14 protein-coding genes are annotated in these 12,574 nt (G+C 58.6%); 4 read left to right on the forward strand and 10 right to left on the reverse strand.

Features of this window, described 5'->3' with window-relative positions; all coding sequences use genetic code 11:
* Nucleotides 1–155 precede the first annotated feature (155 nt).
* The 4 genes from rpsB to EV130_RS26840 form a co-directional block, all read right to left on the reverse strand.
* Nucleotides 156–920, reverse strand: a complete 765-nt coding sequence (rpsB, locus tag EV130_RS26825) for a 30S ribosomal protein S2 (RefSeq protein ID WP_022715483.1) — start codon at nt 918–920, stop codon at nt 156–158.
* 186 nt (nt 921–1,106) lie between these two features.
* Nucleotides 1,107–1,751 carry a metallophosphoesterase family protein gene (locus EV130_RS26830; protein ID WP_074061175.1) on the reverse strand — a complete coding sequence of 215 codons (645 nt, stop codon included), beginning with the start codon at nt 1,749–1,751 and terminating at the stop codon, nt 1,107–1,109.
* Between the two features lie 50 nt (nt 1,752–1,801).
* The gene (locus EV130_RS26835) at nt 1,802–2,512 is read right to left on the reverse strand and encodes a pentapeptide repeat-containing protein (RefSeq protein ID WP_074061174.1); all 711 of its coding nucleotides are present in this window, start codon (nt 2,510–2,512) and stop codon (nt 1,802–1,804) included.
* 143 nt (nt 2,513–2,655) lie between these two features.
* Nucleotides 2,656–3,495 carry a cell envelope integrity EipB family protein gene (locus EV130_RS26840; RefSeq protein ID WP_074061173.1) on the reverse strand — a complete coding sequence of 280 codons (840 nt, stop codon included), beginning with the start codon at nt 3,493–3,495 and terminating at the stop codon, nt 2,656–2,658.
* Between the two features lie 137 nt (nt 3,496–3,632).
* Here EV130_RS26840 and EV130_RS26845 point away from each other — a divergent pair, with 137 nt between their 5' ends.
* The 4 genes from EV130_RS26845 to EV130_RS26860 all read left to right on the forward strand — a co-directional run bounded on the left by EV130_RS26845 (nt 3,633) and on the right by EV130_RS26860 (nt 6,573).
* The gene (locus EV130_RS26845; protein WP_074061172.1) at nt 3,633–4,103 is read left to right on the forward strand and encodes a RidA family protein; all 471 of its coding nucleotides are present in this window, start codon (nt 3,633–3,635) and stop codon (nt 4,101–4,103) included.
* On the forward strand, nt 4,100–4,819 hold the full coding sequence (locus EV130_RS26850; protein ID WP_074061171.1) for a glycerophosphodiester phosphodiesterase: 720 nt from the start codon (nt 4,100–4,102) through the stop codon (nt 4,817–4,819). The genes EV130_RS26845 and EV130_RS26850 overlap by 4 nt, the downstream gene beginning before the upstream one ends.
* A 78-nt stretch (nt 4,820–4,897) precedes the next feature.
* A complete protein-coding gene (locus EV130_RS26855; RefSeq protein ID WP_132662231.1) occupies nt 4,898–6,088 on the forward strand; it encodes a GNAT family N-acetyltransferase in 1,191 nt (396 codons plus the stop codon).
* A gap of 53 nt (nt 6,089–6,141) precedes the next feature.
* Nucleotides 6,142–6,573: an HIT family protein gene (locus EV130_RS26860; protein ID WP_074061169.1), complete on the forward strand. Its 432-nt coding sequence runs from the start codon at nt 6,142–6,144 to the stop codon at nt 6,571–6,573.
* A gap of 429 nt (nt 6,574–7,002) precedes the next feature.
* Here the strand turns inward: EV130_RS26860 and clpA are convergent, their stop codons facing one another.
* The 6 genes from clpA to cysE form a co-directional block, all read right to left on the reverse strand.
* On the reverse strand, nt 7,003–9,489 hold the full coding sequence (clpA, locus tag EV130_RS26865) for an ATP-dependent Clp protease ATP-binding subunit ClpA (RefSeq protein WP_132662233.1): 2,487 nt from the start codon (nt 9,487–9,489) through the stop codon (nt 7,003–7,005).
* A 10-nt stretch (nt 9,490–9,499) separates the two neighbouring features.
* A complete protein-coding gene (gene clpS, locus EV130_RS26870) occupies nt 9,500–9,853 on the reverse strand; it encodes an ATP-dependent Clp protease adapter ClpS (RefSeq protein WP_027509391.1) in 354 nt (117 codons plus the stop codon).
* 261 nt (nt 9,854–10,114) lie between these two features.
* Nucleotides 10,115–10,483: a phasin family protein gene (locus EV130_RS26875; protein ID WP_074061167.1), complete on the reverse strand. Its 369-nt coding sequence runs from the start codon at nt 10,481–10,483 to the stop codon at nt 10,115–10,117.
* A gap of 238 nt (nt 10,484–10,721) precedes the next feature.
* Nucleotides 10,722–11,135: a DUF3597 domain-containing protein gene (locus EV130_RS26880; RefSeq protein ID WP_132662235.1), complete on the reverse strand. Its 414-nt coding sequence runs from the start codon at nt 11,133–11,135 to the stop codon at nt 10,722–10,724.
* A 162-nt stretch (nt 11,136–11,297) separates the two neighbouring features.
* Nucleotides 11,298–11,501 carry a DUF3126 family protein gene (locus EV130_RS26885; RefSeq protein WP_022715471.1) on the reverse strand — a complete coding sequence of 68 codons (204 nt, stop codon included), beginning with the start codon at nt 11,499–11,501 and terminating at the stop codon, nt 11,298–11,300.
* A 136-nt stretch (nt 11,502–11,637) separates the two neighbouring features.
* Nucleotides 11,638–12,471 carry a serine O-acetyltransferase gene (cysE, locus tag EV130_RS26890; protein ID WP_074061165.1) on the reverse strand — a complete coding sequence of 278 codons (834 nt, stop codon included), beginning with the start codon at nt 12,469–12,471 and terminating at the stop codon, nt 11,638–11,640.
* Between the last annotated feature and the right edge of the window lie 103 nt (nt 12,472–12,574).

Consider the following 12,574-nt stretch of genomic DNA (forward strand, 5'->3'; position numbering starts at 1 on the left):
CGTGATGAAGACGCGTCATAGCAGAATTCGTCGGGCGGTCCGGCCTGAACCTACCGCCCTAAAAAGGTCAAGGCCGCCGGAGCTTCGCAAAGTCTCGCGCGGCCTTTCCCAACCCAGTCAAGCTGGACGGACCTGAAGGTCCGCCCGCCAGTTTATCAGGCTTGAGCCTCGTCGAGCGTCGGCTCGATCGGAGCTTCAACGGAAGCGCCAAGGTCGCGGCCCGATGCGCTCTGCTGACGGGCGATACCGTCGATAGCGGCGCGGGAGATCAGGTCGCAGTAGAGAGCGATGGCGCGCGAGGCGTCGTCGTTGCCCGGAATCGGATAATCGATCAGGTCGGGATCGCAGTTCGAGTCGATGATTGCGACGACCGGGATCCCAAGGCGCTTGGCTTCGTCGATCGCGATCTTTTCCTTGTTGGTGTCGATGATGAACATCAGGTCCGGTGTACCGCCCATGTCCTTGATACCACCAAGAGCCTTGTCGAGCTTCTCGCGCTCGCGCTCGAGGTTCAAACGTTCCTTCTTTGTGAAGCCCTGGGCCTCGTTGGAAAGGATTTCGTCGAGCTTGCGCAGACGCTGGATGGAGTTGGAGATCGTCTTCCAGTTCGTCATCATGCCGCCGAGCCAGCGTGAATTGACGTAGTACTGGGCGGAACGCTTGGCGGAGTCAGCGATGAGCTCGGAGGCCTGACGCTTGGTACCGACGAAGAGAACGCGACCGCCACGGGCAACGGTGTCGCTGACAACCTGCAGGGCGCGCGAAAGCATCGGAACGGTCTGAGCCAGATCGATGATGTGGATGTTGTTACGATCGCCGAAAATGTACGGCTTCATCTTCGGGTTCCAGCGATGGGTCTGGTGGCCGAAGTGAACACCAGCTTCCAGAAGCTGGCGCATAGAAAAATCAGGCAATGCCATGCCTTTGACTCCTTTTCCGGTTGAACCTCCGCAAGGCGAACAGCATCCTCGTCGAAGATGCCACCGGCGGAATAATCCGGATTTCTCCCGGACCATCCCATGCCTTACGTGTGGAATGCGGCTGCCCTTACCGTCGATCCGCCGAAAATGCAAGGCGTGCGCTGAAAAAAACCGCCATGACTGCCCCTAGGCCCGCACCTGGATAAACTCGACCGGCCCGCCGGCCAGCGAATCTTCAAACACGGCGCAGGAAAGCGGACCGCCGAACACACATCCGCTGTCGATGTTCGTACGGTTGCCGACGGTCCGCGGATTCGCGTCCGACGGCGTGTGTCCATGACACAGGTGTTTTCCCCAATAGTCCGCTGAATAATCGTCGGGAACCCGAAGCCAGAGCAGGTCTTGGGAGGCTTGCATCTCCAGCGGCAAATCCGGAACAACGCCCGCATGGACAAAGATGCGGTGTCTATCGGCATACATCATCGACAGCTGACTTGCCCACAGCAGATGGCTTGCGGCCACTTTGCCCCCATAGGAAAGTTCCGTTTCAAAACCGCCGTTTTCCAACCACCAGATACGCTCGTCATCGTCAGCCCAGGCACGCACCATCATATCCTCATGGTTTCCCTTCAGGCATACCCATTGCCAGGATTTTCTGCCCGATCCGTTCATCAGGAGATCGATCACTTTCTTGCTGTCCGGGCCGCGGTCGATATAGTCGCCGATGAAAACCACCGTGCCTTCGCGTGCGTATGTCCCGATGCGATCAAGCATCTCTCTCAACGGCTCCAGGCAGCCATGGATGTCGCCAATCGCAAATGTGAAATTCATGCCGGCGCCTCTCGCTGGACATTGATTTCATTGCCGCGTAGCGAGCCCGCTCAGTCCGTCGCGCAGGGCCAGTTCTTCGGCGTCGTGAGACCGGAAGGAAGCTTGGTCGACGTGTCGCCGCAGGCCAGTTCGATCTGTGACTGCTGAAGCCCTGTTGCAGCGGAGAGATCGAGCCCCTCTATTCTGGTCAGAAACATGAAGGCGCGATCGAAATCGATCGAACCATCGAAGCTCGCGCCGCTGAGGTCGGCGCGGGAGAGATTGGCAAGCGCAAACCTGGCTCCGGTCAATACGGCCGTTTCAAAAGTTGCGCGTCCCAGCTCGGCCTTTTCGAAGTTCGCACCCGAAAGCTGTGCGCCAGTGAAATCTGCGCGCTGCAGCTCAGCGCTGATGAAAGAAGCGCGCTGCGCCGACGCATTCTGGAACACAACCCGATAGGCCTCGATCTTGTCGAACCTCGCCCCATCGGCCTTTGCGCCTTCGAGCCAAGCGCGTATCAGGGTCGCTTTCTCGAGGTTTGCCGAGGCAAGGTTCGCATTCTTGAGGCTGGTCTGCGACAGATCCGTGCCTGCGAGACTAGCTTTTTCGAAGTCACTGCCTTCAAGCATCAGGTTCTTCTTCGTACATTCGCTCCAGTCGACGCCAGCGTTGGGCCTGTCATGGCAATCGGCGGCCATCACATGACTGCCCGATAACGCGGCTGCGGCACCAACGAGTGCGACCGCAAGACCCAAACGTGCAATCCGTGACAAGTTCTTCATTATCCCACCCCCTATCGGCACTGCCCCGTCAACGGCGGCAGACTCGGGCAGGACAATGTCTGTCCTGCACTTCCATTATGCACCCAAAAAAGAGAAAAAGGGCATATCTCGTTGTCCAAGATGCGCCACAATGCCGCCAGCGGTCACTTGCAGGTGTCGGCCTTCTTATCCAGCATTTCCAGCTTCGCGAGCCTGCCGGTCAGAACGAAATCACCATAATCCATGGTGAGATCGCGCGTAATGCCGTTCTCATAGAGCTTGAAGGACATGCGATAGACCGGGAGAGCGTCCGATTTCGTATTCTCGTTGAAATAGGAAATCGTCACCGGCCAGACGGCCGTCTTGGAAAATGCGCCGGCATTGCCCGCATCCGCCTCGTCGCCGGCAACCGGCGTCATCTGCTTGCCGACCACGGTCGTCGTCGCCAGGGGCTTGTCCCCGTCATCCGAGCCATCGAAGACGCGGGCTTCAAAAAAGCGCCTGCCTGCCTTGGCATTCTCGATCACGTCGAGCATGTGCTCGGTCGGGAAGCGGCTTTCTGCGAGTTGCAATTCTTTACTCTGAGGGCGCGTCAGATCGACTGTCACGCCGTCGGGCTTGTCGTTTGCCTCGCCGTTGACTTCCTTGTCGAGTTGATCGTCCGTGAAAGACTTCGTTTCGAACGTGAAGCGGCGATCCTTCACGTTCTCGAAAGTCTTCGTCTGCTGGTCGCTGACGCGGGTGCTGTCGCCGGTGTTGATCTGCGTCACGAAGCGGAAATTGGTGGTGAAGCCGTCGCAATAGTTGCCGTTGAACTCGTAGACCATGCGCCCGTACATGCCGGCAATGCCAGAGCGCTCGGTTGCGTCCTTCAGTTCGAGATCGTAGATCGCCCGGTGGGCGACAAGACCGGAGGCGATCGCAGCGCCGGAGGCAGGCGCGGCCGCCCAGGCACCCGTTGCGACGCCGGCAAGAAGAAGGGCGGCAAGACTCGGTCGGAACATCCATTATCTCCTGTTGGACTCGGCCGCGATGTTATAAGAACGCTTTCGGCCAAATCGAGGCTCGAAACCGTCATACGCAAGATTCTAGTCCCGATGCATAATTTTTTGAAGAACTGAAACAAAAAGCGGAGACGAAAATGTCGAATGAAATCGCGGCCCGCCTGATGGAAATGGGGATAACTCTGCCGGAAGCGGCCGCACCCGCTGCCAATTATGTTCCCTATGTGATCAACGGCAACATGCTCCATATTTCCGGCCAGCTTCCGCTCGAAGGCGGAAAGGTCGTCGTGAGCGGGCATCTTGGCAGGAATGTCGACGTCCCCGCCGGTCAGCGCGCCGCCGAGCTTTGCGCCATCAACATTCTCGCTCAAGCGAAGGCGGCGCTGGGCGGCGATCTCGGCCGCATCAAACGCGTCGTCAAGCTCAACGGCTTCGTCTCCTCCACCCCGGAATTCGTCGAACAGCATCTTGTCATCAACGGCGCATCGAACCTCATCGCCGGCGTCCTCGGGGAGGCGGGAAAGCATGCCCGTGCCGCCGTCGGCATGGCGGCGCTGCCGCTCAATGCCGCCGTCGAAATAGATGCCCTCATGGAAATTGCGTCATGACCTCCGCCGCCTGGATCAAGGAACTGCCGGTCGCCCATCGCGGCTACCACGACTCCAACAAGTCCATTTGGGAAAATACGCTCACCGCCTTTGCCCGCGCCGTCGACGCCGGGTTCGCGATCGAATGCGATCTCCATTATGCATCAGATGGCGTACCGGTCATCTTTCATGACGAGAACCTCGAACGTCTCTGCAATATAAAAGGCGATATCCGCGAGCGCACCTCGAGGGAACTCGGCCTTTTGTCCGTCGGCGGCACGCCCGACAAGATCCCGACGCTCAGACAATTGCTCGATCTCGTCAAAGGCAAGGTTCCGCTCATCCTCGAACTCAAGGGCCGCGAGGCGGACGACGAGGGCTTTGCCGAAGCGGTGGTCGACGTGCTGGAAGCCTATGACGGCAAGGTCGCGCTCATGAGCTTCGACCATTGGCTGCTGCGCGACCTCAAAGCCTTGAACGCGCCCTACCCGCTCGGCCTCACCGCCGGCGGCAACAAGCCGGAAGAATTCGCGAACCATGAACGGGCTATGGAAATCGGCCTCGATTTCATCTCTTATTTCTTCGCCGATCTGCCAAACGCCTTCATCACCGGCCAGCGCGCCAAGGCCATCCCGGTCATCACCTGGACTGTCCGCGACGAGAAGGCGCGCAAGCACACATTCGAGAATGCCGATCAGATGACGTTTGAAGGTTTCGATCCCCGCGTTTCGGTTTGACGCTCGCTTTTTGGACAAGATCATGCGCAGACTGAAGGGGAGCCAATATCCTCCTCCCAAGGGCCTCGCATTTGCTCCATGACAGACGAATTATCGATCCGCGTCGAACGGTCCTTCACCGCGATTTCCACAGAAAGCTGGTCCCGGCTTTCCGGAACGTCTAAGGAAGGCAAGACGCTCGCCTATAACCCCTTCCTGTCGCACGCCTTCCTCTCCGCGCTCGAAGAGTCAAGCTCTGCCACCGCACAAACCGGCTGGCTCGGCCACCACCTGCTGCTTGAGACGGAAAGGGGCGAACTGATCGGCGCTCTGCCCGGTTATCTGAAGAGTCACAGCCAGGGCGAATACGTCTTCGACCACGGCTGGGCAGATGCGTTCGAGCGAGCCGGCGGGCGGTATTACCCGAAGCTGCAATGTTCGATCCCCTTCACGCCGGCGACCGGTCCACGTTTGCTCGTTGCCGAGGGTCTTGAACGGCGGCCGATCCAGAACGCCATTGCAGAAAGTCTGAAGGAAGTCGTCCGCCGCCTCGGCATCTCATCGGCGCACGTCACCTTCGTGCCGGAAGACGAAATCGGTGTTTTTGAGACCGAAGGCTACCTGCACCGGACCGACCAGCAGTTCCATTTCATCAACGAGGGCTACGCCAATCACGAGGAATTCCTCGAAACCCTGGCCTCGCGCAAGCGCAAGGCGTTGCGCAAGGAGCGACGCACGGCGCTCGAAAACGGCATCAGCATCGACTGGCTGACCGGCAGCGATCTCACCGAACGAATCTGGGACCAATTCTTCGCGTTCTACATGGATACCGGCGGCCGCAAATGGGGACGGCCATACCTCACCCGCAAGTTCTACTCGCTGATCGGCGAGCGTATGCCTGAAGATGTCCTGTTGGTGATGGCCAAGCGCAACGGCCGCTATGTCGCGGGAGCCATCAACTTTATCGGCGCTGATACGCTCTACGGCCGGCACTGGGGCTGCGTCGAAGAGCATCCCTTCCTGCATTTCGAGGTCTGTTATCATCAGGCGGTCGACTTCGCGCTCGCCAAGGGCCTGAAGCGCGTAGAGGCGGGCGCGCAAGGCGAACACAAGCTGGCGCGCGGTTACCTGCCGGTGACAACACATTCGGCGCATTATGTCGCCCATGCCGGCCTGCGGCGCGCGATTGCCGACTATCTGGAACGTGAACGAGAGGACGTCGAGCACATGAACGAGATACTCGCCGAGCACAGTCCGTTCCGCAAAGGCGAACGGCAGCAGGAGGATTGACGCCCGCGCCTTTGCTGCGATACCCGATCACCGGAGAACGAGGAGATTTCGAGATGACCAGCGCCGCTTACGACGACAGCAATATCTTCGCCAAGATCCTGCGCGGCGAGATCCCGTCGCACCGCATCTATGAGGACAGCCATACGGTAGCCTTCATGGACGCCATGCCGCAGGCACCCGGCCATGTCCTTGTCGTACCGAAGGCGCCGTCGCGCAATATTCTCGATGCCGACCCCACGGTCCTCGCGCAGACGATTCCCGTCGTCCAGAAGATCGCGAAGGCCGTTAAAGAGGCCTTCGACGCCGACGGCGTCCTGGTCTGCCAATTCAACGAACCGGCCGCAGGCCAGAGCGTCTTCCACTTGCACTTCCACGTCATCCCGCGCCACGAGGGCGTTGCCCTCAAGCCACATTCCGGCAAGATGGAGGACGGCGACGTGCTCGCCGCGAATGCAGAAAAGATAAAGGGCGAACTTGGGAACTAGGTTTCAAGATCTTTGCAGAGCCGTCAAATGACTGCTGCGACGTGGGAGAAAGGTTCTTCCGCCCCTTCAGTCAGTCCGGTGGAGGTTCAGGCAAGTGTCAAGCCTATGGATTTCGGCGAGCTCGCGACCCGCCAGGCGGCCACAGACTGCTGATCGCGCCAAGGCTCAAGAATGTTAACACGCTCTCGATCTAGTGGTCCGTTGAGATCGGAAAATCCTGCTGACCATTTGCGTGCCATCACAGCAACGTCGCGGCTTGTCGGCTTCGGTGCGGTTCGACTTTTCCCGAGTACCGGCAAGCCCTCGTCCTGATGTCGGCGGGTTAGCCCAGGGCAGGAACGAGGCTGGCCTGTTGGAACGGCCTTGCGGCCCCGAAAACCCAGTAATATGAAAGGCCGCATCGCTGCGGCCTTCCCACATCCGAAAAGACTATTTCCTCCGCGGGACCTTTGGCACAGCACTCGCCTTCTTTGGTACGTCCCTGATCTCGGCCTTCGCCTTCTTAACCGCCACCTTCTTGGCCTTTGCCTTCGTCTTCAGCTCGCCGTCATCCTCATCGTCAGTTTCCGGATGAACGGTTTCGGCTTCCGGCTTCGGCTTGATTGGCGCGGATTCGGGGATCGCTTCGAGGATGATGCCGGGCTTGCCGTCTTCTTTCGGGCCGACGGTGACGTTGACGACGCCGCCCTTCTTCAGCTTGCCGAAGAGGATTTCGTTCGCCAGTGGCTTCTTGATCGCATCCTGGATGACGCGGGCAAGTGGGCGGGCCCCCATCTTCTCGTCGTAACCCTTTTCCGCCAGCCAGTCGATCGCTTCCTCCTGCAGGTCGAAAGTGACGTTGCGCTCAGAAAGCTGAGCCTCCAGCTGCATGATGAACTTCTGCACGACTTTGTGGATGACGGCCGTAGGCAGCGACGCGAAGGGAATGATCGCGTCGAGACGGTTGCGGAATTCCGGCGTGAACAGGCGGGTTAGCGCCTCCTCATCCTCGCCGGTGCGCTTGGACGAGCCGAAGCCGATTGCAGCCTTGGCCATTTCCGACGCGCCCGCATTGGTCGTCATAATCAAGATGACGTTGCGGAAGTCGATCTTCTTGCCGTTATGGTCAGTCAGCGCGCCATGGTCCATGACCTGCAGCAGGATATTGTAGATATCCGGATGCGCCTTCTCGATCTCGTCGAGCAAGACCACGCAATGCGGATGCTGGTCGACGCCGTCGGTCAAAAGGCCGCCTTGGTCGAAGCCGACATAACCGGGAGGTGCGCCGAGCAGGCGAGAAACCGTGTGCCGTTCCATATATTCCGACATGTCGAAGCGCAGCATCTCGACGCCGAGCGACGAAGCAAGCTGCTTGGCCACTTCCGTCTTGCCGACGCCCGTCGGACCGGAGAAGACGTAGGCGCCGATCGGCTTGTTCGGCTCGCGGAGCCCGGCGCGCGCCAGCTTTATCGACGTCGAAAGGGCTTCGATTGCCATATCCTGGCCGTAGACTACCGAGCGCAGTTCCTGCTCCAGGTTGGCGAGAACGGCTTCATCGTCCTTGGAAACGCTCTTTGGCGGAATGCGAGCCATGGTCGCGACCGTCGCTTCGATCTCCTTTTCGGTAATCAGCTTGCGGCGCCTGGATGGCGGTAGAAGCATCTGAGCGGCACCGGTTTCATCGATGACGTCGATCGCCTTGTCAGGCAGCTTGCGGTCGGAGATATAGCGTGCCGACAGCTCGACCGCCGACTTGATGGCGTCGTTCGAGTAGCGCAGGTGGTGGTACTCTTCGAAATAAGGCTTCAGGCCTTTCATGATTTCGATCGCATCATCGATTGACGGCTCGTTGACATCGATCTTCTGGAAACGGCGAACCAGAGCCCGGTCCTTCTCGAAGAACTGGCGGTATTCCTTGTAGGTCGTCGAACCGATGCAGCGTATCGCACCGGACGAAAGCGCCGGCTTCAGAAGGTTCGACGCATCCATCGCGCCGCCAGATGTGGCGCCCGCACCAATGACGGTGTGGATCTCGTCGATGAAGAGTACGGCCCCCGGATATTCTTCGAGTTCCTTGACGACCTGCTTCAGGCGCTCTTCGAAGTCACCACGGTAACGCGTGCCGGCAAGCAGCGTGCCCATGTCGAGCGAGAAGATGGTGGCGTCGGCGAGTGCTTCGGGCACCTTGCCTTCGACGATGCGCTTGGCGAGGCCCTCAGCGATCGCTGTCTTGCCGACGCCCGGATCGCCCACATATAGCGGGTTGTTCTTGGAGCGGCGGCACAGCACCTGGATCGTACGGCTGACTTCCGAGTTACGGCCGATCAACGGATCGATCTTGCCGCTCTTGGCCTTCTCGTTGAGATTGACGCAATAGGCCTTAAGAGCATCCTGCTGCTTCTTGGCGCCGCCTTCATCCTCGCTGCCGCGCGATGCAGTCGGCTTGCTTTCGGCTTCCTCGTCGGCACCCCGGGGCGTGCGAACCTCCGACGAGCCCGGGCGCTTGCCGATTCCGTGGGAGATATAGTTGACCGCATCGTACCGGGTCATTTCCTGCTCCTGCAGGAAGTAGGCCGCATGGCTTTCGCGCTCGGCAAAGATCGCGACAAGGACATTCGCCCCCGTCACTTCTTCCCGTCCGGACGATTGAACATGGATCACGGCACGCTGGATGACGCGTTGGAAGCCGGAGGTGGGCTTGGAGTCCTCGTCATATCCGGTGACAAGATTGGAGAGTTCGTTGTCGACGTATTCGATCAGCGTCTTGCGCAGCGCGTCGAGGTCGACATTGCATGCACCCATGACAGCTGCCGCATCGGCATCGTCGATCAAGGCGAGCAGCAGATGCTCGAGCGTTGCATATTCGTGATGCCGCTCGTTGGCAAAGGTCAGTGCCTGATGGAGCGCCTTCTCAAGACTAGGCGAAAATGTTGGCACGTTGAGATCCTCACTTCTTTTCCATGACGCACTGCAGCGGATGCTGGTGCTGACGGGCGAAGTCCATCACCTGGCTTACCTTCGTCTCCGCTACCTCGTATGTAAATATCCCGCATTCGCCGACGCCGTGATTATGGACATGAAGCATGATGCGAGTGGCACTTTCACGATCCTTCTGGAAAAACCGCTCCAGGATGTGGATGACGAATTCCATGGGAGTGTAGTCGTCATTCAAAATCAGCACGCGGTAGAGATTGGGCTTCTTGGTCTTCGGCTTCGTGCGTGTGATGACCGAGGTTCCGCGATTTCCGTTGTCCCCGTTCCTTTCGCTGTCATTTTGCATCCGGATCGGCTTTGCGATCATTGTCATTCATTCCTCGGTCTATCCGGTGGTGCATGGGAGGCTGCTTTACCCGCCGGATATCTGAAACACTAACTTAGTTCATAATAGAGCGATTTTAAGCCCCTTGTTTGCGACTGCAATCACAATTCCACACGACTCGACGCAAAGACTGAAAAAGTGCCATTCGATTACTTGAGGAGCTTCTCGAAACAAAAAAGACCGGCCGCAGATGCGTTGCCGGTCTTCGTTTTTCAAGGGGTGCGCTGTTCGCACCGTCGCAATTTACGCAGCTGTGGGCGTCACCTGGGCAGCCTTGGGCGGCTTTGCGGAGGGAACCGGTACTGGCGGTTCGTAAGGCTTGTAGGCGCCCTTGGCGAGATCGGCGTACATTTCTCCCATCTTCGTCGCCTCGGCGATGAAGTTTTCGTAGGAGGACTTTATGAAGCCGGTCTGCAACTCGAAGACCGTTTCAAAGCTGCGGGCGCCCGAAAGCGTCTCGAAATGATTGACGGCGTCCTGAAAGGATTTCTTCGAAAATTCGGCAGCTTCGGTGGCGATCGCCTGGACGCCCTTGGCCGTGTCGGAATAGCTCTTCAGCATCGTGTCCATGGCTTCCTTGCTCTTCCGGCTCGTGTCGTCGAAGTTGAACATGTACGTCTCCTCCTTTTGGTGTTTGGCTAACCCGGAAGGTAGCTGCGTCGCACAAATAGTCAAGCGATTTTGTGCATTGCACAACTACCTTTGATTGCATGATGCTTTTCTAAAGCGCCCTCTGAAAAGAGCGACGTGCGTCACCAGTTGATTTTCAAAACATATATCAGGGGCCCACAACTTTAGGCTTCATCGAAAAACTCGCGAAGCCACGATGTTGAAGGTGGCGGAGGTCGCCTCAATCCATCAGATCCGCGGGAACCTTGCCGCCATTTTCAGACAGCTTCTTCATGAGCGCCTTGTGAAGGAACATGTTCATTTTGGCGGAATCGCCTGTATCTCCCGAATAACCGAGTTCCGCAGCGAGTTCCTTGCGCTCGGAAAGGCTCGCATCCATGCCGACCGCCTTCATCAGATCGACGATCGAGCGCCGCCAATCCAGCTTCTGTCCGCTCTGTTTGACGGCAGCATCGAGAATCGGAACGATATCGACGGTCGCCGGCGCGGTCTTTGGAGTTACGGATGGTGCTGCCGATGGCGCGGCCGCCGTCTGCGCAGGCACCGTTTTCGGCGCTGCCGCCGCCTCGGTCACCGGTGCTGCCTGCGCTTGGCCGCCGAAAATCGCGTTCTTGATTTTATCGAAAATACCCACGTCTTATCCTCCAGTTTAGTTCGGTTGCATTCGCAGAAACTAAAATGGGGCGGAGGACGAACTCATCCAGCGCGGAACGACGAGATAGTTGCCGGGCAGGTTGAGGACGAGCGATGCGCGTGCGGCAAGGCAAGCCGCAAGGTGCGGCCCGCCATAGGATCATCAGAGATCGACGTCGAGGATCGCCATCGAAAAGTTGTAGGAACGGTCGCCATCTTCGTCATCGACATAAACGACACCCAAGAACTCTTCGCCGAGATAAACTTCCGCAGAATCATCCTTGCGCGGGCGCGCCTTGACGACGATCTGCGGATTGAGCGTCTTCTTGAAATAAGCGTCGAGCTTCTTGAGTTCTTCAGGCTTCACACTGGGTCTCCTAGCGGTCTTCATTGGCCGCTTCTTGCACAGGAAAAGCGGGGCTGTAAAGGTTGCCGCGGCATATCCACCGCGGCTTTCCCCTCAGGACTTCGCCAGCTCTTACGTTCTGACAAATATAACCGGATCAGATATCGGCGCCAATCACCTGGTCCATGATGCGCGACGGTTCCGAACACCCCGCCTCCCCGACCACCTTCGCCGGCACTCCTGCAACCGTCGTCTTCGGCGGGACGGCCTTTAGGACGACCGAGCCGGCCGCCACACGCGAGCAATAGCCGATCTGGATATTGCCGAGAATTTTCGCGCCCGCACCGATAAGCACACCGCTGCCGATCTTCGGATGACGGTCAGCACCCTCCTTGCCCGTGCCGCCAAGCGTGACGCCATGCAGGATGGAGACGTTGTCGCCGATCACCGCCGTTTCGCCGACGACGAGGCCGGTGGCGTGATCGAGGAATATTCCCCGGCCGATGCGCGCTGCCGGATTGATGTCCGTCTGGAAGACGCTGGACGACCGGCTCTGAAGATAAAGGGCCAGATCCCGGCGCCCGTGATTGAGCAGCCAGTGGGCCAGGCGATGTGTCTGCAGCGCATGAAATCCCTTGAAATACAGCACCGCCTCCATGAAGCGCAGGCATGCGGGGTCTCGGTCGTAGACGGCCTGAATATCGACGCGCAGGATATCGCTCCATTCGGGCCAATCTTCGAGCATTCCGTCGAAGACCTGGCGAAGCAGCGTCGCCTGTATGTCGGGATGGTCGAGGCGTTCGCAGATACGATGGATGACGCATTCTTCCAGCGAACGGTGGTTGATCACCGTCGAATAAAGGAAAGCCGCCAGCACCGGATCCTTCTCGGCAGCGACACGCGCTTCTTCACGCAGGCTGTCCCAGATCGGATCCATGACCTTCAGCGGGTTTGATGACTCAAAAGAACGAACGTCAGTCTTCGCGACCATTCCAGGTCTCCTCGTTTCCGTCGGAACGACATTATATAGGGCATAATGCCCAGAACATAAATGGGTGCCGGTCCTATGCTTTATTAGGATGATTTTCCGGTAA

The organism is Rhizobium azibense (assembly GCF_004342325.1).
GTDB classification, from domain to species: Bacteria; Pseudomonadota; Alphaproteobacteria; order Rhizobiales; family Rhizobiaceae; genus Rhizobium; species Rhizobium etli_B.

What these genes read in the sequence shown, in the direction of transcription:
- EV130_RS26845 (WP_074061172.1), top strand. Translation starts at nt 3,633, where the DNA reads ATGTCGAATGAAATCGCGGCCCGCCTGATGGAAATGGGGATAACTCTG.
- clpS (WP_027509391.1), bottom strand. Translation starts at nt 9,853, where the DNA reads ATGATCGCAAAGCCGATCCGGATGCAAAATGACAGCGAAAGGAACGGG.
- EV130_RS26860 (WP_074061169.1), top strand. Translation starts at nt 6,142, where the DNA reads ATGACCAGCGCCGCTTACGACGACAGCAATATCTTCGCCAAGATCCTG.
- EV130_RS26855 (WP_132662231.1), top strand. Translation starts at nt 4,898, where the DNA reads ATGACAGACGAATTATCGATCCGCGTCGAACGGTCCTTCACCGCGATT.
- EV130_RS26875 (WP_074061167.1), bottom strand. Translation starts at nt 10,483, where the DNA reads ATGTTCAACTTCGACGACACGAGCCGGAAGAGCAAGGAAGCCATGGAC.
- EV130_RS26840 (WP_074061173.1), bottom strand. Translation starts at nt 3,495, where the DNA reads ATGTTCCGACCGAGTCTTGCCGCCCTTCTTCTTGCCGGCGTCGCAACG.
- rpsB (WP_022715483.1), bottom strand. Translation starts at nt 920, where the DNA reads ATGGCATTGCCTGATTTTTCTATGCGCCAGCTTCTGGAAGCTGGTGTT.
- cysE (WP_074061165.1), bottom strand. Translation starts at nt 12,471, where the DNA reads ATGGTCGCGAAGACTGACGTTCGTTCTTTTGAGTCATCAAACCCGCTG.
- EV130_RS26830 (WP_074061175.1), bottom strand. Translation starts at nt 1,751, where the DNA reads ATGAATTTCACATTTGCGATTGGCGACATCCATGGCTGCCTGGAGCCG.
- EV130_RS26835 (WP_074061174.1), bottom strand. Translation starts at nt 2,512, where the DNA reads ATGAAGAACTTGTCACGGATTGCACGTTTGGGTCTTGCGGTCGCACTC.
- EV130_RS26850 (WP_074061171.1), top strand. Translation starts at nt 4,100, where the DNA reads ATGACCTCCGCCGCCTGGATCAAGGAACTGCCGGTCGCCCATCGCGGC.